The organism is Palleronia sp. LCG004 (assembly GCF_032931615.1).
Lineage (GTDB): Bacteria > Pseudomonadota > Alphaproteobacteria > Rhodobacterales > Rhodobacteraceae > Palleronia.
Map to the genome: position 1 here is coordinate 107,692 of NZ_CP136762.1, position 23,291 is coordinate 130,982.

At 69.1% G+C, this 23,291-nt stretch carries 24 protein-coding genes; 7 read left to right on the forward strand and 17 right to left on the reverse strand.

The annotated features are described in order from the left end of the window. The first annotated feature begins 2 nt into the window (after positions 1-2). Together tcuA and tcuB are read left to right on the forward strand one after the other, a co-directional pair. Positions 3-1,394 carry an FAD-dependent tricarballylate dehydrogenase TcuA gene (tcuA, locus tag RVY76_RS17805; RefSeq protein WP_317377573.1) on the forward strand — a complete coding sequence of 464 codons (1,392 nt, stop codon included), beginning with the start codon at positions 3-5 and terminating at the stop codon, positions 1,392-1,394. Then, the gene (gene tcuB, locus RVY76_RS17810; RefSeq protein WP_317377575.1) at positions 1,384-2,490 is read left to right on the forward strand and encodes a tricarballylate utilization 4Fe-4S protein TcuB; all 1,107 of its coding nucleotides are present in this window, start codon (positions 1,384-1,386) and stop codon (positions 2,488-2,490) included. Before tcuA ends, tcuB begins: the two co-directional genes overlap by 11 nt. Before the next feature lie 10 nt (positions 2,491-2,500). Here tcuB and RVY76_RS17815 read toward each other — a convergent pair whose 3' ends face one another. The 5 genes from RVY76_RS17815 to kynU form a co-directional block, all read right to left on the reverse strand. Beyond that, positions 2,501-3,721 (reverse strand): CaiB/BaiF CoA-transferase family protein, encoded by a 1,221-nt coding sequence (locus RVY76_RS17815; RefSeq protein ID WP_317377577.1) that lies wholly within the window; start codon positions 3,719-3,721, stop codon positions 2,501-2,503. Between the two features lie 86 nt (positions 3,722-3,807). Next, on the reverse strand, positions 3,808-4,638 hold the full coding sequence (locus RVY76_RS17820; RefSeq protein ID WP_317377578.1) for an ABC transporter ATP-binding protein: 831 nt from the start codon (positions 4,636-4,638) through the stop codon (positions 3,808-3,810). Continuing rightward, a complete protein-coding gene (locus tag RVY76_RS17825) occupies positions 4,635-5,672 on the reverse strand; it encodes a FecCD family ABC transporter permease (protein ID WP_317377580.1) in 1,038 nt (345 codons plus the stop codon). The genes RVY76_RS17820 and RVY76_RS17825 overlap by 4 nt, the downstream gene beginning before the upstream one ends. Continuing rightward, the gene (locus tag RVY76_RS17830; protein ID WP_317377582.1) at positions 5,669-6,682 is read right to left on the reverse strand and encodes an ABC transporter substrate-binding protein; all 1,014 of its coding nucleotides are present in this window, start codon (positions 6,680-6,682) and stop codon (positions 5,669-5,671) included. Before RVY76_RS17830 ends, RVY76_RS17825 begins: the two co-directional genes overlap by 4 nt. Positions 6,683-6,823: 141 nt before the next feature. Continuing rightward, positions 6,824-8,023, reverse strand: a complete 1,200-nt coding sequence (gene kynU / locus RVY76_RS17835; protein ID WP_317377584.1) for a kynureninase — start codon at positions 8,021-8,023, stop codon at positions 6,824-6,826. A 227-nt stretch (positions 8,024-8,250) separates the two neighbouring features. Here kynU and RVY76_RS17840 point away from each other — a divergent pair, with 227 nt between their 5' ends. Further along, the gene (locus RVY76_RS17840; protein WP_317377586.1) at positions 8,251-8,517 is read left to right on the forward strand and encodes a DUF1778 domain-containing protein; all 267 of its coding nucleotides are present in this window, start codon (positions 8,251-8,253) and stop codon (positions 8,515-8,517) included. A 9-nt stretch (positions 8,518-8,526) separates the two neighbouring features. Then, positions 8,527-8,826 carry a type II toxin-antitoxin system RelE/ParE family toxin gene (locus RVY76_RS17845; RefSeq protein WP_317377588.1) on the forward strand — a complete coding sequence of 100 codons (300 nt, stop codon included), beginning with the start codon at positions 8,527-8,529 and terminating at the stop codon, positions 8,824-8,826. 400 nt (positions 8,827-9,226) lie between these two features. Here the strand turns inward: RVY76_RS17845 and repC are convergent, their stop codons facing one another. The 3 genes from repC to repA all read right to left on the reverse strand — a co-directional run bounded on the left by repC (position 9,227) and on the right by repA (position 12,676). Next, complete coding sequence (gene repC / locus RVY76_RS17850) at positions 9,227-10,189, reverse strand: plasmid replication protein RepC (protein WP_317377590.1); 963 nt, start codon at positions 10,187-10,189, stop codon at positions 9,227-9,229. Between the two features lie 304 nt (positions 10,190-10,493). After that, positions 10,494-11,504 carry a plasmid partitioning protein RepB gene (gene repB / locus RVY76_RS17855; protein ID WP_317377591.1) on the reverse strand — a complete coding sequence of 337 codons (1,011 nt, stop codon included), beginning with the start codon at positions 11,502-11,504 and terminating at the stop codon, positions 10,494-10,496. Then, positions 11,504-12,676 carry a plasmid partitioning protein RepA gene (gene repA, locus RVY76_RS17860; protein ID WP_317377593.1) on the reverse strand — a complete coding sequence of 391 codons (1,173 nt, stop codon included), beginning with the start codon at positions 12,674-12,676 and terminating at the stop codon, positions 11,504-11,506. Before repA ends, repB begins: the two co-directional genes overlap by 1 nt. A gap of 439 nt (positions 12,677-13,115) precedes the next feature. Between repA and RVY76_RS17865 the strand changes: the two genes are divergently transcribed. Beyond that, a complete protein-coding gene (locus tag RVY76_RS17865) occupies positions 13,116-14,006 on the forward strand; it encodes a PfkB family carbohydrate kinase (RefSeq protein ID WP_317377595.1) in 891 nt (296 codons plus the stop codon). A gap of 21 nt (positions 14,007-14,027) precedes the next feature. Here the strand turns inward: RVY76_RS17865 and RVY76_RS17870 are convergent, their stop codons facing one another. From RVY76_RS17870 to ribA, 5 genes are read right to left on the reverse strand one after another with little or no spacing between them, the layout of a single operon-like run. Further along, the gene (locus RVY76_RS17870) at positions 14,028-14,828 is read right to left on the reverse strand and encodes a RibD family protein (RefSeq protein ID WP_317377597.1); all 801 of its coding nucleotides are present in this window, start codon (positions 14,826-14,828) and stop codon (positions 14,028-14,030) included. After that, positions 14,815-15,603 (reverse strand): class I SAM-dependent methyltransferase, encoded by a 789-nt coding sequence (locus RVY76_RS17875; protein WP_317377599.1) that lies wholly within the window; start codon positions 15,601-15,603, stop codon positions 14,815-14,817. Before RVY76_RS17875 ends, RVY76_RS17870 begins: the two co-directional genes overlap by 14 nt. Positions 15,604-15,606: 3 nt before the next feature. Next, a complete protein-coding gene (locus RVY76_RS17880) occupies positions 15,607-16,002 on the reverse strand; it encodes a 6-carboxytetrahydropterin synthase (protein WP_317377601.1) in 396 nt (131 codons plus the stop codon). A gap of 9 nt (positions 16,003-16,011) precedes the next feature. Then, entirely contained in the window at positions 16,012-16,968 is a 957-nt protein-coding gene (locus tag RVY76_RS17885; protein WP_410796057.1) for a zinc-dependent alcohol dehydrogenase, read from the reverse strand. Then, the gene (gene ribA / locus RVY76_RS17890; protein ID WP_317377840.1) at positions 16,965-17,999 is read right to left on the reverse strand and encodes a GTP cyclohydrolase II; all 1,035 of its coding nucleotides are present in this window, start codon (positions 17,997-17,999) and stop codon (positions 16,965-16,967) included. Before ribA ends, RVY76_RS17885 begins: the two co-directional genes overlap by 4 nt. A gap of 297 nt (positions 18,000-18,296) precedes the next feature. On the opposite strand from ribA, the gene RVY76_RS17895 reads away from it, so the two are divergent. Then, a complete protein-coding gene (locus tag RVY76_RS17895; RefSeq protein ID WP_317377602.1) occupies positions 18,297-19,022 on the forward strand; it encodes an FkbM family methyltransferase in 726 nt (241 codons plus the stop codon). Positions 19,023-19,028: 6 nt separating this feature from the next. Here the strand turns inward: RVY76_RS17895 and RVY76_RS17900 are convergent, their stop codons facing one another. The 4 genes from RVY76_RS17900 to RVY76_RS17915 form a co-directional block, all read right to left on the reverse strand. Next, positions 19,029-19,832 carry an inositol monophosphatase family protein gene (locus tag RVY76_RS17900; RefSeq protein WP_317377604.1) on the reverse strand — a complete coding sequence of 268 codons (804 nt, stop codon included), beginning with the start codon at positions 19,830-19,832 and terminating at the stop codon, positions 19,029-19,031. Next, complete coding sequence (locus tag RVY76_RS17905; protein ID WP_317377606.1) at positions 19,829-20,890, reverse strand: glycosyltransferase family 4 protein; 1,062 nt, start codon at positions 20,888-20,890, stop codon at positions 19,829-19,831. The genes RVY76_RS17900 and RVY76_RS17905 overlap by 4 nt, the downstream gene beginning before the upstream one ends. A 134-nt stretch (positions 20,891-21,024) precedes the next feature. Next, a complete protein-coding gene (locus RVY76_RS17910) occupies positions 21,025-21,759 on the reverse strand; it encodes a DUF4396 domain-containing protein (RefSeq protein WP_317377607.1) in 735 nt (244 codons plus the stop codon). Further along, on the reverse strand, positions 21,645-22,076 hold the full coding sequence (locus RVY76_RS17915; RefSeq protein WP_317377609.1) for an Lrp/AsnC ligand binding domain-containing protein: 432 nt from the start codon (positions 22,074-22,076) through the stop codon (positions 21,645-21,647). The genes RVY76_RS17910 and RVY76_RS17915 overlap by 115 nt, the downstream gene beginning before the upstream one ends. A 114-nt stretch (positions 22,077-22,190) precedes the next feature. Between RVY76_RS17915 and RVY76_RS17920 the strand changes: the two genes are divergently transcribed. Continuing rightward, a complete protein-coding gene (locus tag RVY76_RS17920; protein WP_317377611.1) occupies positions 22,191-23,228 on the forward strand; it encodes a zinc-dependent alcohol dehydrogenase family protein in 1,038 nt (345 codons plus the stop codon). Positions 23,229-23,291: the final 63 nt, after the last annotated feature.

A 23,291-nucleotide genomic window follows, 5' to 3' on the forward strand; every position in this document is an offset into this window, starting at 1 on the left:
GCATGGCCGATTACGATGTCCTTGTCGCGGGCGGCGGCAATGCCGCGCTCTGCGCCGCGATCGCCGCACGCCGTGCCGGTCGCCGCGTTCTCGTGGTCGAGGGCGCGCCGAAATTCTATCGCGGCGGCAACACGCGCCACACGCGCAACATGCGCTGCGCCCATGACCACGCGACGGACACGCTGACCGGCCCCTATTCCGAGGACGAGTTCTTCGACGACCTCATGCGCGTGACCTCCGGCAATACCGACGAGGCGCTGTCGCGGATGATGATCGCCAAGTCGAAGCCGATGCTCGACTGGATCCAGCAACAGGGCGTGCGGTTCCAGCCGTCGCTCGGCGGGACGATCAGCCTCGGGCGGACCAATTCCTTCTTCCTCGGCGGGGGGCGGTCCATGCTGAACGCCCTCTACCGCACCGCCGAGGATCTGGGCGTCGAGATCCGCTACGAACACGAGGTCACCGACCTCGAGATCGTCGACGGACGCTTCGAACGCGCGACCATCCGCCATCCGGGCGGGTCCACGACGATCTCGGCCCAGAGCTTCGTGGCGGCCTGCGGCGGCTTCCAGGCCGATCTCGACTGGCTCAAGGAAGGCTGGGGCGACAAGGCCGACAATTTCCTCGTGCGCGGCACGCCCTACAACCGCGGCACCGTCACGCGGATGCTGATCGACAACGGCCTGCAGCAGATCGGCGATGCCAGCCAGTGCCATGCCGTCGCCATCGACGCGCGCGCCCCGAAATACGACGGCGGCATCATCACCCGCCTCGATTGCGTGGTGCTCGGCATCGTCGTGAACAAGAACGCCGAACGCTTCTACGACGAGGGCGAGGACATCTGGCCCAAGCGATACGCGATCTGGGGGCGTCTGGTGGCGAACCAGCCCGACCAGACGGCCTTCATCGTCTTCGACGCGCCCAACATCAAGCGCTTCATGCCGTCGCTGTACCCGCCGATCGAGGCCCCCACGCTGGCCGAACTCGCGGAAAAGCTCGACCTCGACCCCGCCACCTTCGAGAAGACCGTCACCACGTTCAACGACGCGGTCGTGGGCGGCAAACCCTTCGACACGAACGAGAAGGACGGCAACACGACCCGAGGGCTCGAGATCGAAAAGACCAACTGGGCCCAGCGGATCGACACGCCGCCCTACTACGCCTATCCCGTCAAACCCGGGATCACCTTCACCTATCTGGGCGTCAAGGTCGACGCGCAGGCCAGGATCCTGCGGGACGATGGCAACAACACACCGTCCGACAACATGTTCGCCGCCGGCGAGATCATGGCCGGCAACGTGCTGGGCCAGGGCTATGCCGCCGGCATCGGCATGACGATCGGTGCCGTCTTCGGACGCATCGCGGGCGAGGAGGCCGCACGACATGCAACATAGCACTCCGGCCCTCACCGAGGCCGACCGCCTGATGACCGTCTGCAATTCCTGTCGCTATTGCGAAGGTCTCTGCGCGGTCTTCCCGGCGATGGAGATGCGCCGCTCCTTCTCGGACGGCGACCTCAACCACCTGGCCAATCTCTGCCATGCCTGCGGGGCCTGCTACCACGATTGCCAGTTCTCTCCGCCGCACGAATACGAGGTCAACGTGCCCAAGGTGCTGGCGCAGGTCCGCAACGAAAGCTACGCGCATTACGCCTGGCCCTCCGCCGCGCGGCCCCTCTTCGCGCGGCACGGCACGGTCCTCGCCATCGGCACGACCCTGACCTTCGCCCTCTTCGTTCTGGGCTTCGCGGCCTTCAACGAACCGGGCGCGTTCTGGACGGCGCATCTCGCGCCCGAACGGTTCTACGCGCTGATGCCCCACAACGTGATGATCGCGATCTTCGGCGCGGCGTTCCTATGGATGCTCGTCGCCATCGGCATGGGCGCGCGGGCCTTCTGGAAGGATACCGGCGTGGCCGATACCGGCGCGGCCGATCACGGCCGGGCCGCCCATGACGCGGCGCGGCTGACCTATCTCGACGGGGGCGGCCAGGGCTGCTTCAACGAGGACGACCGCCCGAACGACCGGCGCCGCCTCTGGCACCACTTCACCTTCTACGGCTTCCTGCTCTGCTTCGCCTCCACGTCGCTGGCGACGGTCTATCACTACCTCCTGGGCTGGCACGCCCCCTATGCGTGGTGGAACCTCCCGCCGCTTCTCGGGATCGCGGGCGGGATCGGGCTGGTCGCGGGCACGGTCGGCCTGACATCTGCCAAGGCGGGCCGCCTTTCGGATCTGCGGTCGATGGATTTCCGCGGCATGGAATACGGCTTCATCCTGATCCTGTTCCTGACGGGGGCCACCGGCCTCGCCCTGCGCGTCCTGGGCGAGACGATGCTTCTGGGCCCGCTTCTGGCGCTGCATCTGGGGGCCGTGCTGACCTTCTTCCTGACGATGCCCTACGGCAAGTTCGTCCACGGGCTCTATCGCTATCTGGCGCTCAGCCGGTATGCCCGCGACCGGCGCGAGGCCCACGCGGCCGAGGCCTGAGGCCCCCGCCCTACTCCACCAGCCTGATGATCCCCTTGGCGGCGAGCAGCTCGATCTGCTCGTCGCTCAGGCCGATCTCGGTTTTCAGCACTTCCGCCGTGTCCTCTCCCAGAAGGCTCGGGGGCGTGCTCGCGGACGGGCCCTCGCCGTCGAACCGGATCGGCCCCCGGACCATCCGCATGGTCCCCTCGGTCGGATGCTCGACCGTCTCGATCAATCCCCGGTCGCGCACGTGCTGCTGGTCCAGCGCCTCGCCGATCGACAGGATCGGCGCGTTGGGCACGTCGTATTCGCTCAGACGCGCCAGCCAGTATTCCGTGCTGTCGCGCCTCATCCGCGTCGTGATGATCCCGTGCAGAAGCTCGCGGTTCGCCAGCCGGCTCGCATAGACGGCAAAGCGCGCGTCCTCGATCAGCTCCGCATGGCCCAGGCACCGCGCGAAGTTCCTCCAGAACCCCTCGGTCAGGCAGGCGACGATCACGTGCCCGTCCGAGGTCGGGAACGACCCGTAGGGCAGGATGCTAGGATGCTGGCTGCCCACGGCGCGCGGGCTGTCGCCCGTCACGAAATAGATCTGCGACAGGTAGCCCTGCAGCGCGATCAGGCTGTCGAGCATCGCGACCTCGACATGCCGCCCCCGCCCGGTCGCGTTGCGCTCGTGCAGGGCCGCCAGAAGGCCGAAGACCGAAAAGATGCTCCCCGCCAGATCCCCCATTGGAACCCCGAGCTTGATCGGGGCCTCTCCCGGCTCGCTGTTGACGCTCATCACCCCCGAAAGGGCCTGCGCCACGATGTCGAATGCCGGCTTGTCGCCGAGCGCGCTGTCCCGGCCGAACCCCGTGATCGAACAATAGAGCAGCCCCGGATTGCCGGCCCTCAACGCCTCGAAGCCGAGCCCCAGCCGCTCCATCACGCCGGGGCGGAAATTCTCGAGCACGATATCGCTCTGCGCCGCCAGATCCCGCGCGATCGCCAGGCCCTCGTCCGATTTCAGGTCGAGCGCGACGCTTTTCTTGCTGCGGTTCAGCGCCATGAAATAATGGCTGAGCCTGCCCTGGAACGGCGGAAAGTTGCGGGTGTCGTCGCCCGTTCCGGGCGTCTCGACCTTGATGACCTCCGCCCCCAGATCGGCAAGCACCATGCTCGCATAGGGGCCCGACAGGATGCGCGAGAAATCGAGGACCTTGATCCCCGCCAGCGGCCCCGCCCGTCCGGTCGTCGCATCCGTCATCGGCCTGGCCCCCCCCGATCATGGACCCTGAATGCGCGATGCGCGGGGCCGCCGCAACGCCTTTGACCGATATGCCCGCCCGGCGATCACCCGTAGCCGGGCGCGAGCGCATCCTCCACGGCCGCGACGCGTGCGCTCCGCGCGGCCCCCGCCGGGTCGTGCTCGAAGCGGATATGCGGACGGACCCCGCCGTCCAGAAAGGTGACCTCCGCCTCGACGCGAAAGACCTCGCGCAGAAGGTCCTCCGTCAGCACCGCGCGGGGCGTGCCCGCGGCAAAGACCGCGCCCGATCGCATGACCACGATCTTGTCGCAGAACATCGCCGCGAGGTTGAGGTCGTGCAGCGCGATGACGCTCGTCAGGTCCAGATCGCGGACCATGCGCAGGATCTCGATCTGGTGATGGATATCGAGATGGTTCGTCGGCTCGTCGAGGAACATCACCCGCGGCGACTGCGCCAGGGCGCGGGCGATATGGACGCGCTGCCGCTCCCCTCCCGACAGGGTCTGCCACGATTGCGCCCGGTGCCCCAGCATGTCGACGCGGCCGAGCGCATGGCTGACCGCGCCCTCGTCCTCGGCCGACCAGCCCGACAGCGCCGAACGGTGCGGCGTCCGGCCCAGCCGCACGACATCGAGAACGCTGACGCTGGTCTCGGTCGCCGCGCTCTGCTGCACGAAGGCGACCTCGCGCGACAGCGCCTTGCGCGTCATCCGCGCGATGGGCTGGCCGTTGATCGTCACCCGCCCCGCGAGGGGCCGCTTCAGCCCCGCCAGCAGCCGCAGCAGCGACGATTTCCCCGATCCGTTCGGCCCGATCAGCCCCAGCGTCTCGCCCGGCGCGACCGAGATCGAGACGTCGCGCAGGATCGTCTTGCGCCCCACCCCCCAGTCGAGGTTCTCGGCCAGCACGCTCATGTCTGCGGTCGCGCGCGATAGAGGATCAGCGCGAAGAACGGCACCCCGACCAGCGCCGTGACCACCCCGATGGGGATCGTCTGCTGCGCCACGATCACCCGCGACACGATGTCGGCCGTCACCATGAAGATCGCGCCGATGACGGCGCAGGCCGGCAGCAGGCGCATGTGCATCGGCCCCACGACGTAGCGCGCGGCATGCGGCACGACGAGGCCCACGAACCCGATCGCGCCGACCATGCTGACGATGGTCGCCGTCATCACCGCCGTCACCGCAAAGAGGACCAGCCGGATCCGTCCCACCGGCACCCCCAGCGCGGCCGCATCCTCGTCGCCGAAGGTGAACGCGTCGAGCGCCCGCGCCATGTAGATGCAGATCGCGAGGCCCAGCGGCACCGTCACGAGCAGCAGCTGGAAATCGGGCCAGCGCACGCCGCCGAAACTGCCCAGCAGCCAGAACATGACGTTGCGGGCCTGCTCGGCGCTTCCCGACGTGGTCACGATATACGAGGTCAGCGCGTTGAAGAGCTGCGAGGCCGCCACCCCCGCGAGGATCGTGTGGTTCGGCCCGCTCGTGGCCCCGTTCGACAAGAGCGCCACGACGCCGAAGGCCGCGAAGGCCCCGGCGAACGCGCCCGCCGACAGCGACAGGCTCCCCGCGCCGACCCCCAGCACGATCACGCAGACGGCCCCGGTCGACGCCCCCGCCGAGATGCCCAGCACGAACGGTTCGGCCAGCGGATTGCGCAGCAGCGCCTGCAGGATCGCCCCGCAGAGCGCCAGGCCCGCCCCGGCAAGCGCCGCGACCAGCGCCCGGCTCAGCCGCAGGTCCCAGACCACGCTTTCCTCGATGGGCGGAAGCTCCGCCCCGCTCAGCCCCAGGCCGTTGGTGATCGCGAGGAAGACCGTCCCGAGGTCGATCGTGTAATCGCCGATGGCCGTCGCCACCGCGATCGCGAATCCCAGCACGAGGCACGAGCCGATCGCGAGAAGGCCGAGCCGCAGCACGCCGTTGGCCGGACCGCCCGCGATCATTCCGGCAGGTCGAGCGCCTCGAGCTGCGAGGCGACCTCCTCGGCCCCGTAGAGCGTCTGGACGCCCGGATTGGTCGCGGCGCCGGGCATCACGACGATGCGGCCCGTCGCGACCGCCTCCATCTGGCTGACGATGGGATCGGATTCGAGGAACGCGATCTTGTTCTCGGCCTCGTCGAGGGTCCAGCGTTCGCGGTCCACCTGCGCCGCGACGATCACGGTCGGGTCCGAGGCCATGATGCCCTCCCATCCGAGCGTCGGCCATTCGGAGCCGGTCTTGATGGCGTTCGATCCCCCGAGAAGGTCGGCGATATAGCTCGACGGGCCGTTGCCCCCCGCGAGATAGGCGTCGTCCTCCGGCGACGGGCTCGAGAACCAGAAGAGGAACGTCAGGTCGTCGTGATGCTCGAACCGGTCGCGCAGCGCCGCCTCGCGCGTCTTCAGATCCTCGATGACCGCCTCGCCGCGATCCACGACGTCGAAGATCCGGGAGAGGTCGTCGATCTCCTCATAGACCTGATCCATCGTCCACAACTCGGCCCGCGCGCCGTAGATGTCGGTCGAGACCGCCGTGACCGAACACGCGCTCGGCGACAGGTAGGTCGGAATGCCGAGCGCCTCGAAATCCTCCCGCTTCGCGACCTTGCTGTCGGGCCCCATCAGCGTGACCAGCATCGCCGCGACGAAATCGGGCTGCACCGACAGCACCGTCTCCAGCGTCGGAAACTCGACCGTCAGCAGCTCGACCCCGGCATTCGCCTCGGCCAGTTCCGGCAGCACCTCGTTCGGCCAGAACGCCGTCGCCGCCATCCGGTCCTCGAGCCCCAGCATCAGCATGATCTCGGCGCTGTTCTGGCCCAGTGCCACGGCATGGTCGGGCGCGTCCTCGAAGGTGACGGTCTGTCCGCAATTCTCGATCTCGAGCGGATAGGAGGTCGGGTCCGCCTGCGCCCCCTGCCCTGCCAGGCCGAGGCCGAGGATGCCTGCCGCGAGGAATGTCCGGGCTGTCATGATGCGGTCGCTTTCCCAAGAACGCTGTCCAACCGGCTCCTAGAGCGGGCGCGCCGGCAAATCAACACAGTTTACTCAGGTATTAACCTCACGCTCGTGCGATCCGGCATGCGCCGCGCGTCCGACCGTCCCTGCCCGCCCTCAGGTCACCCGGCCCCGGCGGTGGTATTTCGGATCGTCCCAGGCGCGGGTCCCGAGGATCTCGCCCAGGATCGCGGCCGCCGCGCGGATGTCCTCCTCGTCGAGATAGAGCGGCGTGAAGCCGAACCGCATGATGTCGGGCGCGCGGAAATCGCCGATCACGCCCCGGTCGATCAGCGCCTGCATCGCGGGATAGCCATGCTCGAACGCGAACGAGACCTGGCTGCCGCGCCGGTCCGGATCGCGCGGGCTCGCCAGCGTCAGGTCGGGGCACCGTGCCTCGACCTCCGCGATGAACAGCTCGCTCAGGCGGATCGACGCCTCGCGGATCGCGGACATCTCGACGCCCTCCCAGACGGTCAGCGCCTGCTCGAGGGCCGCGAGTTGCAGCACCGGCGGCGTGCCCACGCGCATCCGCTCGATGCCCGGTGCCGGATCGTAGTCGCGCACGAACGCGAAGGGCTCGGAATGGCCCATCCACCCGGCCAGCGCGGGCTCCATCACCTCCGCGATCTCGTCGCGGGCATAGATGAAGGCGGGCGCGCCCGGCCCGCCATTGAGGTACTTGTAGGTGCAGCCGACCGCGAATTCGCAATTCGACCCGGCCAGATCGACCGGCACGGCCCCCGCGCTGTGCGCGAGATCCCAGAGCATCACCGCCCCCGCCGCATGCGCGGCCCCGGTGATCTCCTCCATGTCATGCAGACGGCCGGTGCGGTAATCGACCTGCGTGATCATCGCCACGGCCACATCCTCGTCCAGCGCGCCCGCCACCTCCTCGGGGGCCACGATCCGCAACTCGTGATCCCGGTCGAGCTGCCGGATCAGCCCCTGCGCGACATAGAGGTCCGACGGAAAGTTGCCGCTGTCCGTCAGGATCACCCGCCGTCCGGGCCGCAGCTTCAGGCCCGCCGACAGCGCCTGGAACAGCTTGATCGACAACGTGTCGCCCATCGTGACGCTGCCCTCGGGCGCACCGATCAGGCGGGCCACCCTCGCGCCCACCCGCGACGGCAGATCCATCCAGTGGTTGTCGTTCCACGCCTTGATGAGGTTGCGCGCCCATTCGTCCCGCATCACCTCCTCGACCCGCTCCTGCGTGCCCCTCGGCATGGGCCCGAGCGAATTGCCGTCGAGGTAACGGATGCCATCGGGCAGATCGAAACGATCCTTCATCGGCAACGAGGGGGCTGTGTTCATCGGATCGGGCCTGCTGGTGACGACATGGGGGCGGAAAGCGCCTGCCCCACAAGGGACCGGAGCTTCGGCCGGATGTCCAGCCGCACCGGGACGCATCCACGGGACGCATCGCCCCCACCCGTCCAAGCGACCCGCATGTGCAGCTTGCAACCGACACCCGCAGGCCTTGTATTGACGGCAGGCACACAAATGTTGTTTTGTGGGTCCCGAACAGTCAGGAACGCCGGATGCCACGTCTTTCGATAGATATCAGCCCCGAACAGCATCAGAAACTCAAGGCGATCGCCGCCCTGAGCGGTCAGAGCATCAAGGAATACGTTCTGCGCCGCACGCTCAGCGATGCCCCTGCCCTCGACGGCCTGTCCGAGGATCAGGCATTCGCCGCGCTTTCGCAGTTTCTCGAACCCAGGATCGATCAGGCCCGTCGCGGCGAATTCTCGACCCGCTCCATGGCCGAGATCCGCGCCGACGCCCGCAAGCAACTCGACCGCTAGATCCCCCGCATGAAGAGCTACGACCTTACACTCGCGGCCGAAGACGATCTGCGCGAGATCTGGATCTACACGTACCGAACCTGGGGCCTCGACCAGGCCGACCGATATTTCGATCTGATCGAACGTTGCCTCGATGCCGTCGGCGACGGCCGCGCCGCCTCGCGATCCTTCGACACGCTTCCCGACGGCATCCACATCCATCGGTGCGAGCATCACTACATCGTCTGGCTCGACGTCGCCCGCCCGGTCGTCATCGCCATCCTGCACGAACGCATGGACATCGTCCGGCACCTGGACGACCGGATGTAATCGCCACGCGTCTGCGCGCTCGTATCCTCGGAACCGGTAACGATCCCGGCATGCAGATCCCGCTGCATTCGCCGCTCCCGTGAAAGCCCGACCGGAAAGCTGGTCCGGTCTTCAAGATCCGTCCGCGGTCCGCAAGAGCCCAAGGAATTCGCAGACGCAGGAAGTCTCATCCTCACGATGACCTTCGGCGCGCCCTTTGCATCGCTGATTACCCCATGCCGGTCGAGGTGTCTCATCGCGTCGCGGAAGTCCATTCTACGGTTTGTGCCGAGACACCGCTGGCAGCGAACCGGCGCATCGCAATGCCCGAAACGTGCAAAGTTGACAGCTGTCAACTTTTCGCAAACGCCCAGTCCGCAGCCCGAACAAATCAGTCAGTCCGACCAAAAGTTGACAGCTGTCAACTTTGCGCCGCCGAAAGCGACCCCAGCATCACCTTCGACGAAAACGCCCCATGCCTGGCCTTCCGAACAAGAACCGTAAGATACGCACTGGGATTGCGGATCTCACTCGTTCTCTGAACAAGCGCCGCCAAAGTCGCCGCCGCTGCCCTCGGTCCCATCGCATCGACAGCCTGTGACCAGAGCTTCGGCCCGATCCCGATCATTCTCCCAAGCATCTCGACGCTGGCAAAAAGCGATGACCAATCCTTGGTGCCTCCCGGGCAGAAGCTTTCGATATCCGGGCAGACCTCCCGGACATGCTCCAGCGTGGGCTCATTCGGTGGGGCCGTACTTTCATCAGGGTAATATGGTTTCGATCTCTGATGGTGCCGCTCATTCTGAGTGTCATTGCCGCTCACTTCCGACCTTTTGGCAGCAGCCAACCGCGACCTGAGCGCGTCCAGAACGACGGCCAACCGCGCGCGCATTTCGGCGACGGCTTCCTTCGACAGAACCCGGCGCAGGGCCTTTCGGATTTCCGTGAAGACACTTTCGCTCTCGTCGGCGGAAAGGTCGGATGCTTCGCGGAGATCGACGGCGAGGTCCTCGCGCTGTCGGCGGAGTTCTTCCGCTTCCGCCTCGACCATCTCGGCGGCTTCCGCGATCTCGCCGGCACGTTGCAGCAGGGGGGTCAGGTCGAAGCCGAAGGCCCGGCCCTGATCGCCATCGCGGGCGCGGCGGGCATAGCGCTTGCCGTTGGGGCTGTCGCGCCGGATCAGGAAGCCCGCGCGGACCAGATGGCCGAGGTGACGGCGCAGGGTGCTTTCGGGCATTCCATGAACCCGGGCGGAGAGGGTGGCGTTCGAGGGGAACACGACAAGGGATTCCGCGGGGTCGAGCTCGTTCCTCGGATGAAAGGTGAGGAGCGCGTTGAGGACCCCCAGCGTCCGGTCGGAAAGACCGAAGGTCCGGCGGCACACGGCCAGCCGTTTGAAGAGGGGCCATTTCGGGAGCCGGGGCAGGGGGGAAGCTGACGATCGGTCAGCCGCAAGAGGCCGTTCGCCCGGGGGCGTCGGAAGAAATCGGTCCATTATCTTATCACGAGGCAAGACTTATCCGCCCCGTCGACCCGACGGGTGTTGACAGCTGTCAACTTGAGCGGCTAGCTTGCTGATTGTCAGATCTACAAGACCAGCCTCTCGGACTTCGGTTCGGGGGGCTTTTTATTTTCTGGTCTGCCTGGTCGTGCTCCTGTTTGTGGTTTCTACTGCTCGGGTCGGGACCTTACGGTCCCTCTTCGCCGCGGCCGTTCAGCCAGTCGCGGTGAATTCTGTCGAGGTTCTCGGCGAGCCAGGTGTCGAAGCCCCTGCCTCGGGCCGCGGAGATTTCGATCCTCGTGCTTTTCGGGCCGCGCGTGAGGTGGCCGTAGGCGACGCCGTCGGGGCGTTTCAGCGGCTCTCTCGGGGGGCGCGGGACGGGGGCCTGGCGGGGCACCGTACGGTCCTTGCGCGTCAGCCATTCGTGGAGGTAGTCGAAGCGCGCATCCGACCCGTCGGAGGGGCAGCTCGAGAGCATGGTCTCGGCATCCTCGATGTCGTACTCGGCTTCGGTCCAGCGGCGGGAGAAGTCGAGCCAGCGGTCGCGGCCGATGCCGGGGGCGGCACCGATCGTCTCGATCAGCTCGACCGGAAGCGATTCGGATATGGAAATCATACGCGAAATCAATGTCTTATCTGTCGAAAGCGCGTCGCCGATGATCTTGCGGTCGTAGCCGGCCTCGATCATCTGGCGGGCGAAGTTCACCCGCTCGATGAAGCTGAGGTCGCGGCGGGCCGAGTTCTCCTGGCCCTGCGCCATGATCGCCTCGCGATCGTCGAGATCGCGGATCATCGCCTTCACGGGCTGGCCCAGATCGCGCAGCGCCAGCACCCGGCGGCGGCCATAGACGATCTGGTAGCGATCCGCCGTCTCGGGGTGATGCCGCACGAGGATCGGGACCTGCTGACCGTAGGTCTTGAGCGAGTCCATCAGCAGGGCATGGTCGGCATCGTCGTGTTCGAGCCGGTCCTGCAGGCCGCCCGCCTCGATCGTGAAGGGATCGAGATCGACGATGGAGCGGGTCTTGAGGTCGGCGATCGACTGCGACACCGCGCCGATCGCGCCCTTGGAATAGCGCGGGCCCGCGCGCTTGCGCGGGGCGTCGGGGCCGGGCGATTGCGGGTCTGGCTTCGGGGCGGGGGAGGGGGAGTCCTCGTCCTCGCCCATGAGGCCCTTCATCAGATCCTTGCGAGCCATCAGCTCCTCCCCCAGGCGGTCTGGATCAGGCCCTCGATCTCGCCGTTGACGGCGTTGAGGCTTTCCATCGCGCGGTCGTAGGTCGAGCGGGTGAACTGGCTTTTCTCGACCTCGTAGAGGGTCTGCTTGGTGATGCCCGCATCCGAAATCGCGGTCGATTTCAGTACGGTATGGTTCAGCACATGCTCGCCGAACATGGAGCGCATGAAGCTGACCATCTGGTTCTGCGGCCCGTCGCCCGGCTCGTAGCGGGTGACGACGTAGCGCAGCCAGTCATAGCTCATGTCGCCGCCCGCCTCGGAGACCACGCCTAGCAGGTTCGAGGTCATCAGCAGGAACTGGCACATCGACATGACGTCGAGCATCTGCGGATGCACCGTCACGAGGATCGCGGTCGCGGCCGACAGGGCCGACATCGTGAGATAGCCCAGCTGCGGCGGGCAATCGATCACGACGAGATCGTATTCGTCCTCGATCTCGGCCAGGACCGAGCCGATCTTGGTGAAGAACATCGCCCCGTCGCGGTTCATCAGCGCCCGGGGGGTGTCGTGCTCGAACTCCATGAGGTCGAGATTGCCCGGCACGATGTCGAGATTGGGGAAATAGGTGCGCTGGATCACGTCGCGGATCGGCACCGGGTCCTCGTAGCGGATCGCGTCGTAGAGCGTTCCGCCGTCGAGCAGGTCGAATTCGGGCTGGAATCCGTGCAGCGCCGAGAGCGAGGCCTGCGGATCGAGGTCGATCGTCAGGACGCGGTAGCCGTCGAGCGCGCATTTCTGCGCCAGATGCGCCGAGGTCGTGGTCTTGCCCGACCCGCCCTTGAAGTTGATCACGGTGATGACCTGCAGGTGGTCGCCCTCGCGACGGCCGGGCAGGTAGGTGCCGGGATGCTTCGCGCCCTTTTCCAGGTATTGCCGCAGCTCGATGATGTGTTCGGGGGTATAGAGCCTGCGCCCGCCGGAGCCGGTTTCGGGATTGGGGCCCTTGCCGTCGAGCGAGAGTTTGCGAAGATAGGCGTCCTTGACCCCGAGGAGCTGCGCGACCTCGCCCGAGGTGAAGCGCCTCAGCTCCTTGCGGGAATGGGGCGGGAAGAGCTGTTCGCGGTGCTTCTTCAGACGCTCGGACAACTTCTCGGCGTGGTCGCCGACAAGCGCGTCGATTCTCTGGTTCATTACTGCCCTCGGTCTTGAGCCGATTATTACGGATTTTGACGTTTTTTACCTCTTGTAGCGTAAGTGAAACGAGATCGCAGAGTCGGGCAAGGCTTTTTTTGCCCGCCGGAGGGGATTCCGCCCAAAAAACGGGGCCGAAAGTGCCCGCGCGGCGGGGCAGGGGGGCGATCGGTGCCGGTTCGCGGGCGATGCGCGCCGGAATCGGCGCGGCGCGGGGGGCGTCGGCGGCGGGCGGAGGTGCCCGATTCCTGCATCCCCGCGGGCCTTCCAATCATCGCCTTCGGGCCGCAGGTGTCGCCCTTCATTCCGCCGAGGGTCGGCGGCGACGGGGACACCGCCGGGCGACGATAACGGTTTCCAGCGCGGAGCCGGATGCTAGAGATGGCCCCGTCGCGGACGATCCGCGGCCGTTCATCCTTGCCAACCGGGAGAGGTCTTCGTGGTCAAAGCATATGTCGTCGGCAACGTGGCGCTGGACGAGACGCTCTCCGTGGCGGACCTGCCCGCGCCGGGGGCCTCGATCTTCGGGGCGACGCTGTCGCACGATCTGGGCGGCAAGGGGGCGAACCAGGCCATCGCGCTCGCCCGCGCGGGGATCGCCTGCCGCCTGATCGCGGCGGTCGGCTCCGATGCCCGTGCGGCGGAGATCGCGCAGCGCCTCGCCGCCGAGCCGCTGGAGGTCGAACTGGTCGAGATCGCGGACGTCGCGAGCGACTTCTCGATCATCCTGATGGCCGAGCGGGGCGAGAACGCGGTCATCACCACGCGCGAGGCCGCCACCGCGCTGAGCCCCGGGCGGGCGGTGCCGACGCTCGGGGATGCGGCGCGGGGGGATCTGCTGGTGATGCAGGGGAACCTTTCGGGCGGGACGACGGCCGCGCTGCTGCGCGAGGCGCGGGCGCGCGGGATGCGGATCGCGGTCAATCCCTCGCCGCTGCAGCCCTATTTCGCGGAGCTGTGGCCGCTGGTGGACATGGCCTTCGTGAACGAGGGGGAGGCGGCGGCGCTCGGCGGTGTGGAGGCGCTGCGCGATGCGGGCGTCGGGCAGCTGGTGCTGACGCTCGGCGAGGCGGGGGCCGAACTGATCGACGCGGACGGGTGCAGCCACGTGCCCGCATGTCCCTGCCGGGTCGTCGATACGACGGGGGCGGGCGACAGTTTCATGGCGGTGGCGCTCGCCTCGGCGCTGGGACGGGGCGGGCGGCTCGATCCCCTGGCGCTGGCGCATGGCGCGCGCGCGGCGGCGCATACGGTCGCGCAGGCCGGCACCGTGGCGGCCTTTCCGGACGTGGCGGGCATGGCGGAGATCCTCGCGCGGCGCGAGGCGTGAGGCGACCGGGGGTGGCCGCGTTCAGTGCATCGGGCGGTTCGCCTCGGCCGCCTCGGGGCCGAAGCCGCAATCGAAGACCACGTCGCTGCCCAGCAGGAAGGTCCACATCTCGGGCCGGATCGCGTCGCTGAGCTTCTCCATCGGGTTGGGCAGGGTCAGCCCCTGCGGGCCGTCGCCGATCAGGAGGGGCGCGATCGAGACCTGCAGCCGGGTGAGCAGGCCCGCCTCGAGGAAGCGCGCGATGGTGATGCCGCCGCCCTCGACCAGAAGACTCTGCAACCCTTCGGAGCGGAGTGCCGAAAGGATCGCGGCCGGGTCGATCTGGCCGTCTGTCGCTGGCAGGCGGATGGCGGTGATGCCTTCGGGCCATGCGCGGTCCACGGATTGCACGACGATCCTGCGGGCCCCGTCATCGGCCAGGACCGGCGCATCGGCGGGCAGCCGGCCGCGCGGGTCGATGACGATGCGGGCGGGGTTCTGCCCGTCGCAGAGCCGCACGGTCAGGCGCGGATTGTCGTGGAGCGCGGTGCGGATGCCGATGATGACCCCGTCGACCAGCGCGCGCATCCGGTGCAGATGCGTGAGGCCGTCCTTGCCCGAGACGTCGCGCGCGTCGCCCGTCACGGTCGCGACGCGGCCGTCGAGCGACTGGCCGATCTGCGCCACGGCGACCGGACCGAGATCGCGGCGCGCGAGGGGGCCGTAGAGGCGCAGGGCCGAGCGTTCGCCCTCGGTCCAGTCGCCGCAGCAATTGCAGGCCGTCCCCGCGCGGACGGCGAGAAGGCGCTCCCACGCGCGTTGGGTGACGTCAGTGTCGCACATCGGGTGTCTCCTCCGGGCGGGGCGGGGGCAGGGCGAGGAAATCGACATGACCGACGATGCAGCTCGTCCGGTCCGCCGCGTCGTCGCGATCGCGGCCCCAGCGTTCGGCATCGGGCAGGCCGGTTTCGCCCGCGGCCATGGCGATGCCATGCGTCAGCTCGCGCTGCAAGGCGGCCATGTCGGGACCGATCCGCCACGGGCTGTCGGCGCGGTGGACCGCGAAGCCGCGCGCGGTGAAATGCGCCTCGGCCCGGTCGGCGGCATCGGGGCCGAGAGCGGGGCCGAGCCCCTTGTCGCCGCGCTGATGGCGGTTGAACGCGGCGGTCACGGCACCGTCGCGGTCATCGGGCGGCGCCCATTCCATCCGCCCGTCATAGGAGAGCGCCGCGTAGAACGGTGCCTGAACCCGTGCGGCGAAGGCCGAGAGCCACGCCTCGGGCATGAGGTCGAGCAGCGCCGACGCGGTAATCAGCGTGGCGCCTTGAAGCGGCAGGGCGTCGATTCCGGCAAGATCGGCCACCACGCAGTCGGCGGTCGCGCCCACATTGGCCTTTGCGATCTCCAGCAGCGCGGGATCGTTGTCGACGAGCCGCCAGCGCGTCCCCTCGGGCAGGAGGGGGGCCAGAGCGCGCCAGGTCGCCCCCGTGCCGCATCCGAGGTCGACGACCAGCGGTGCGGGGCCCGCCGCGGTGGCGGCCCGCTGCAAAAGAGCGCGGTCGCGCGCCGCCCTGTCGGCCGGATCGCGCAGGGCGAGCCAGTCGGGAGAGAATCCCACGCCTCAGATCTCCGCCTCGTACCAGGCGCGGGCGAGGTGGCTTTCGTGCAGCATGATGCGCAGTTTCTTCACGCGCCCCTCGTCGCCGAGCTTGCCCGCCTTCACCTGCGCGGCGAGCGTTTCGAAGATATGGCCGCAGAGGAATTCGGTCGTCGTGAACTTGCCCTCGAATTCGGGCACCTCGTCGAGGTTCTTGTAGCGCAGCGGCTCCAGCGTTTCCGCCAGCGCCTCGGTCGCGAGGCCGATATCGACGACGAGGCCGTGGCGGTCGATCTGGTCGGTGAAGAACGCCGCGTCGACCGTGAAGGTCGCGCCGTGCATCCCCTGTGCCGGGCCGAAGACGGGCGCGGGCAGGGAATGGCCGATCATGATGTGGTCGCGGACTTCGACGGCGAACATGGTATCTCCTTACTTTGGGTCGTAGCGGATGCGGTGGCAGAGGGTGGCGGGGTCCGACAGGATCGCGGCGTAGCGGTCGGGCAGGTCGGTGAATTCCGTCTCGCCCGAGACGAGCGCGTCGAGCGTGTCGTCCTGCAGCAGGTCGAGCGCCTTGGCCAGCCTGCGCGCATAGGTCCATCGCGGGGCGCGCGCGGCGGGAATCCGGCCGACCTGCGAGCCCACGACGCGCAGGCGGCGGCTGTGGAACGCCCCGCCGAGCGGCACGGCCACGTTGCCGGTGCCGTGCCAGCTGCCCTCGACGATGGTGGCCTCGGTGCCCGCGCAGGCCATCGCCGTTCCAAGCCCCTCGGCCGAGGCCGAGAGATGCAGGACGACGTCGCATTCGGCGGGGGCCCCCGAGGGGTCGGCGAAGGCGCAGCCCATGTCCCGGGCCAGCGCGGCCCGTGCGGGGTTGGTGTCGATCAGCGTCACCTCGGCACCGGGCAGCCGCGCGGCGAGGTAGGCGGTCAGCGCGCCCACGACGCCCGCGCCCACGACCGCGATCCGGTCGCCGGGTCCGGCACCGCTGTCCCAGATCAGCGTCAGCGCGGTTTCCATGTTCGCGGCGAGGACCGCGCGGGCCGGCGGCAGCCCTTCGGGAAGCGGGGTCAGCGCGTCCTCGGGCAGGCGAAAGCGGGATTGATGCGGATGGAGCGCGAAGACCGCGCGACCGGCCAGCCGCCCCTCGGCCACGCGGCCGACGGCGCTGTAGCCGTATTTCACGGGGAAGGGGAATGCGCCTTCCATGGCGGGGCCGCGCATCCTGTCATGCTCGCTGTCCGGAACGCGGCCGTCGAGGACGAGCCGCTCGGTCCCACGGCTGATCCCGGAGAAGAGCGTGTCGACGAGGACGCCGTCGCCCATCGCGCCGGGGCGCATCTCGGCCCCGCCGGGGCCGACACACCAGAGCGCGGGCGCGGTCGTCACAGCAGGTGCCCCGACTTGGCGGCCTTGGTGGCGAGATATTGCGCGTTCTGCGCGGTGCGGCCGACGCGCAGGGGCACGCGGTCGACCACGTCGATCCCGTGGGCCGCAAGGCTCGCCGTCTTGGCGGGATTGTTCGTCATCAGGCGCACCTGCGAGATCCCGAGAGAGGCGAGCATGCGGGCGCCGATGCGGAAATCGCGCTGATCGTCCTCGAATCCCAGCCAGTGGTTCGCCTCGACCGTGTCGAGCCCGGCATCCTGAAGCGCATAGGCCCTGAGCTTGTTGGCGAGGCCGATGCCACGCCCCTCCTGGTTGAGGTAGAGCAGCACGCCGCCGCCTTCCTCGGCCATCGCCGCCATGGAGGCGCGCAGTTGCGGGCCGCAATCGCATTTCCGGCTGCCGAGCACGTCGCCGGTGAAACAGGCCGAATGCAGGCGCACCATGACCGGGGCCGAGAGGTCGGGCGCGCCGATCTCGATCGCGAAATGCTCGGCCCCGCCGTCATCGGGGCGGAAGACCTGCACGCGGCCCGCCTCGGACGCGTCCATCGGCAGGCGCGCCGCGCTGACCGGGGACTGGATGCCGGATCGCAGCAGGGCATCGGCCACGAGCGGCAGGGGCATGGCACCGAGACCGAGCGCGGCGATGCGGGGATCGTCCCGCGCACTCAGCGGCACGACCAGGATCGCGGGCACGGATTGCAGCGCGACGGCGATGCGGATTGCCGCGTCATGGGGCGCGGTGCCGGGTACGGGGCGGGGCAGGGCGTCGCCGGGATCGGTGCATCCGGGGCCGTTCTGACCGGAGAGCGCGGCGATCCAGTCGCGGCCCGCAGTGTCGGGCAGGCGCAGCCGCAGCGTGTCGGACGGGATGGCCGGCGCGATCCCGAGCGCCGCGGCGCGGCGCGCGGTCACGACGATCTCGGGGGTGCCGAGTTCGCGGAGCGCGGCGAGGCGCGCCTCCGTCATGGTTTCGACGAGCGCCACGAGATGGCGCGCCTCGCCGTCCTGCAGGACGACCGGCAGGCCCATCTTCAGATCCGCCCGCAGGCGGTTCAGCCGCTCCACGGGACGGGGGGCCAGCGCGGAGGCGTCGCCCTCGCGGTCCGCAAGTTCGTCTGCGGGGGTCGGGACCCCCGTGACTGCGAGTGGGCTTGACGGCATGGCGTACCTTGTTCGGATTTCCCCCTCCGCAATCATAGGGCAATCGCTGCATTATCAAAGGACTTCGGTGTCCGGCGGGTCCGCGATGCCGGATGCGGGGACGCTCGGCACTGGACAGGCGCGGCCGAACGCTACGTCGATCCCGAAGCATCGAAAGGGCAGAAGATGAACCGATGGCTCGGCCTCGCGCGGTCGCTGGCGATCTATCACAACCCGGTGACCATCCGGGCGTGGCGGCGGTTCTATGCGGGGATCCTCGGGCCCGGGGACCTCGCGATCGACGTGGGGGCCCATGTCGGCACGCGGTCGCGGGCGATGCGGCGGGCGGGCGCGCGCGTCGTGGCGGTCGAGCCGCAATCGCTTTTTGCGTGGTATCTGCGCCGCACGCTGCCCCGGGACGTCACGCTGGTCGAATGCGCGCTCGGCGGGTCGGCGAGCGAGGCCAGGATGGCGGTCTCGTCCCGTCATCCGACGGTCTCGTCGCTGCAGACGGCCTTCGTGGACGGCGCGGCGTCCGCGCCCGGCTTCGGTCACGTGCGGTGGGACCGGGCCGAGACGGTCCGGATGGTCACGCTCGACGATCTGATCGCGCGGCACGGGCTCCCGGCCTACGTCAAGATCGATGTCGAGGGTTACGAGATCGAGGTGCTGTCGGGCCTGTCGCGGCCGGTGCCGATGGTGTCGGTCGAATACCTGCCGGGCTTTGCCGATTTCACCGAGCGCGTCGTCGCCCGGCTGGAGGAGATCGGGCCATACCGCTTCAACGTCGTGGTGGGCGAGGGGGCGCGCTTTCTCTGGTCCGACTGGCGCGACGGCCGGGCGTTGCGCGACTGGCTGGCGTCGCTGCCCGCGGATGCGTCGTCGGGGGATCTTTTCGCACGGCTGGAGTGAGTGCCCTCAGCGCCCCGGGGGCGGGACGTCGGCGCCGCGAAGCGTGCCCGCGAAGGCGGGGAACACTTCGGGCGTCGCGGCGACCACGGTGCCGGTATCCTCGGGTGCCTCGCCGGGCATCCAGCCCTCGACGGTCGCGCCGGCCTCGCGCAGGAGGACGAGCCCCGCGGCGATGTCCCAGGGCTGCAGCCTGCGTTCCCAGAACCCGTCGAGCCGCCCCGCCGCGACATAGGCGAGATCCAGCGCCGCGGCGCCCATCCGGCGCACGCCCGCGCAGCGCGGCATCAGGCGCGCGATGTCGGCGGCGTGGTCGTCGATATGCGGCATGCCGCCGAACGGAATGCCGGTGCCGAAGAGCGCGGCCGAGAGGTCGCCCGTCCGCGACACACCGATCCGCTCGCCGTTTAGCGTGGCCCCCTCTGCGCGCCGGGCGGCGAAGGTCTCGCCCCTGACGGGGTCGTGCACCACGCCCAGCACAAGCGAGCCCGCCTCCTCGAGCGCGATCGACACGCACCAATGGCCTATGCCGCGCAGGAAGTTCGTGGTGCCGTCGAGCGGATCGACGATCCAGCGCCGCGCAGTGCCGGCGGCGGCCCCCGTCTCTTCGCCCAGCCAGCCGTCGTCGGGGCGCGCGGCGGACAGGCCTGCGCGGATGTGATCCTCGGCCGCGCGGTCGGCGTCGGAGACGAAATCGCCCGCGCGCTTGGTCGTCACGGCCAGCGTCGAGCGCCTAGACCAACGATCGAGCAGGAGGGCACCCGCCTCGGCCGCGAGGCGGCGGGCGAGGGTCGCGTCGTCCTCGGCCATCATGCGGGCATTCCGGCGTCGATGCGCGACAGGATGCCCTCGACGACCCCGGCCGTCGCGGTCCAGCCCGGAAGCGCCGCGCCGGCCCTGGCCGAGGCGTCCGCCATCGCCGCCAGTCGCGCCGGATCGTCGAGCAGGGTGGCGAGCGCGCGGGCGAAGGCGTCGGGATCGTCCGGCGGCACGAGGATGCCCGCCCCCGGCGCGACCGTGTCGGGCACGGCACCGGTGTCGCAGCTCACGATCGGGAGGCCATAGGCCATCGCCTCGTCGAAGACGATGCCGTGGCCCTCGTACCGGGTGGCGAGCGCGAAGATCTGCGCGCTTTCGTAGAGGGAGGCGAGCGCCTCGCCCGTCACGCGACCGGCAAGGCGGACCCTGTCGGACAGCCCGAGCTCGCCCGCGAGGCGCGTCAGCATTCCGGCATGGGCCGTGTCGATCGGTGCGCCTGCGACGACCGCCTGCCAGGGCCGGTCGGAGAGCCGCGCCAGGGCCCGCAGCAGCACGTCGTGCCCCTTGCGGTGCATCTGGATGCCGACCGCCAGAATCAGCGGGGGATCGGCCTTGGCGGATCGCCGGGGGCGGGGATCGGTGCCGGGGCGGGCGACGGTGATCCTGTCCCCGGCCACGCCGTAATCCGAGACCAGTAGCGAGGCGACATGCGGGCTCGGGACCAGGATATGGGCGGCGCGGTCGAGATTGCCGCGCTCGGTCCGGTAGAGATGGTCGCGGCGTTCGGGCGGCAGACCCCCCTCGAAGGCCAGCGGGTGATGAACGAGGGCCACGATCGGGGCGGACATGCCCGCCAGCACCGCGTCGTCCATCGCCCCCATCGCCAGCCCGTCGATGATGACCGGGCAATCCGGCGGGATCGCCGCGAGGCGTTCGGCGGCGTCCCGCATGTCGGCCGGGGTCGGATCGGGGAAGGAGGGGCCGAGGGGCACATGCGTCACGGCGCGATCGAGGTCGCGCAGGCCCTCGATCAGGCGGGTGTCGTAGATGTAGCCGCCGGTGAGGGTCGCAAGGTCGCCGGGAACGGCGAAGGCGGCGCGTCGGGCAGTCATCGAGGCGTATCTCCCGCAGAAAGGATCGGCGCGGCGTCGGGCCATCGCTCGACATGGCGCGTTCGGGCGGCGCGTCTAGGCCCGCCCGGGACCGTCCGCCCTGCGGGGCGCGCGGAGATGGCGGGCGGGACGCGTCACATCCTTTCCTTCACGCCGATGGTGATGAGCCACCAGTTCACCGGATAGGCCGTGACGAAGCCGCAGAGCATGGCGAGCTGCATCATGAACCAGAACTCCACCGTCGGGACCTCGAGCCGTATGCCGAGGAGATGGCCGAAGATCCAGAAATGCGCGACGGCCATGAAGCCGTACATGCCGACCTGCCACGAGGTCAGCGACAGCGCGTCGGCCTTGACCGCCTGGAGCAGCCCCTGGCCAACCGAGAGCTCGCGCATCGGCTTGATCGTGAAATACTGGAAGGCCACGCCGAAGGCGAAGGCGAGGATGAAGTCGAGCACCCAGACGGCGAAGATCTTTTCGGGAAAGACGGTCTGCCAGCCGAGCCAGATCGCGATGGCGGGCACGAAGAAGGCCAGCCATTCGGCCACGATGTCGCCGAGCGCGCAGCCGCTGCCGCAATGGGCCGCGCCCTTGGCCACCATGGCGGGGAAGGGGGTGCGCGTCTTGCTCGGCATCGGTTCGTCGTTGCGCATCGCGGGCATGGCGCGGCTCCGGGCGGCGAGCTTGCCGTAGGCGAAGTAGCCCCAGAGCGAGATGACGCTGGCGAACAGCGCGGTGGCCGGCCAGACGACGTTCATGATCCACATGTGCTGGGGATCGCGGGCCTCGTCGATCGCGATGACGATGGCCGAGGCGAGCCCCGCGAGCAGGGACAGGATCGACAGGATGTGCAGCCAGGCGGGAACCATGAGGCCTCCTCGGGGCGGAGATGGATGACGCTTGCAAACGGAGCGGGGGGGCCGCCTGTTCCCGCGCGGCGGCAGGGTTGCGCGGGCCGGAAACCCTCCCCCGCGGGAAGGTTGCACAGGCGGTCAGGGGGCGGCCGCGTGGTGTCCACGAAGTTGCTGTCATCGTCGGGATCGCGGGCCGCGACGATCAGCAGGACATCGTCGGCCCCGGTGGTGGTGTGACACGACGGGATGCCGGGCGTCGTCTCGACGCTGCGCCGATATTCCGCGGTCGAGGGCCGGTCGTGCTCCGAGCGGCGCAGCTGGACGACGGCCATGACGCCGCGCCCGAGCTTGCGGCGGTCGGGATCGGCCTGATAGCCCTCGATGATCCCGCATTCCTTAAGCCGTTCGAGGCGGGCGAGACACGATCAGCGCGGAAAGGTCCCGACATGAAAGCCGTCCTCTTCGAGAATTTCCGGGAAGCGCCGAAGCTCGTCACCGTGGCGGACCCGGTGCCCGAGCCGCACGGGGTCGTCGTCCGGGTCATGGCGACCGGCATCTGCCGCAGCGACTGGCACGGCTGGATGGGCCATGACGACGGCATCGCGCTGCCCCATGTGCCGGGGCACGAACTGGCGGGCGTGGTCGAGGCGGCGGGCAGGGACGTGACCGGCTGGAGGGTGGGCGACAGGGTCACCGTGCCGTTCATCTGCGGCTGCGGCAGCTGTTCGGAATGCAATGCCGGGCATCAGCAGGTCTGCCTGCATCAGGAACAGCCGGGCTTCACCCATTGGGGATCGTTCGCGGAATACGTGGCCATCCATCAGGCCGACCTGAACCTCGTCGCGCTGCCCGGAGACATGGACTTCGCCACCGCGGCGAGCCTCGGCTGCCGGTTCGCGACATCGTTCCGGGCGGTCGTCGATCAGGGCAGGGTCAGCGCGGGCCAGTGGGTCGCGGTGCATGGCTGCGGCGGCGTCGGGCTGTCGGCGATCATGATCGCGGCGGCGGCGGGCGCGAACGTGATCGGCGTCGATCTCGACCCCGCGAAGCTGTCCCTCGCGCGGGAACTGGGGGCGGTGGCGGCGATCGACGGCGGGACGGCCGACGTGCCCGGAGCGATCCGCGAGATCACGCGCGGCGGGGCGCATGTCTCGCTCGACGCGCTCGGGCATTCGGTGACGATGACCAATTCGATCCTGTGCCTCAGGCCACGGGGCAAGCATGTGCAGGTGGGCCTGATGCTCGGGGATCATGCCGCCCCCGCCGTGCCCATGCCCCGGATCGTCGGGCAGGAGATCGAGCTGCTGGGCTCGCACGGGATGCAGGCGCATCGCTACGGCGCGATGCTCGACATGGTGGCGAGCGGCAGGGTCGATCCCGCGCGGCTGGTGGGCGACCGGATCGCCCTCGCGGATGCCCCCGCCGCGCTGATGGCCATGGACAGCTTCCAGTCCGTGGGGGCCACGGTCATCACCCGGTTCTGAGGGTATCCGCACGGCCCCGCAGGGTCGGAAAGCGGGACGCGCCGACAGGGGGCGGGCCTTCGG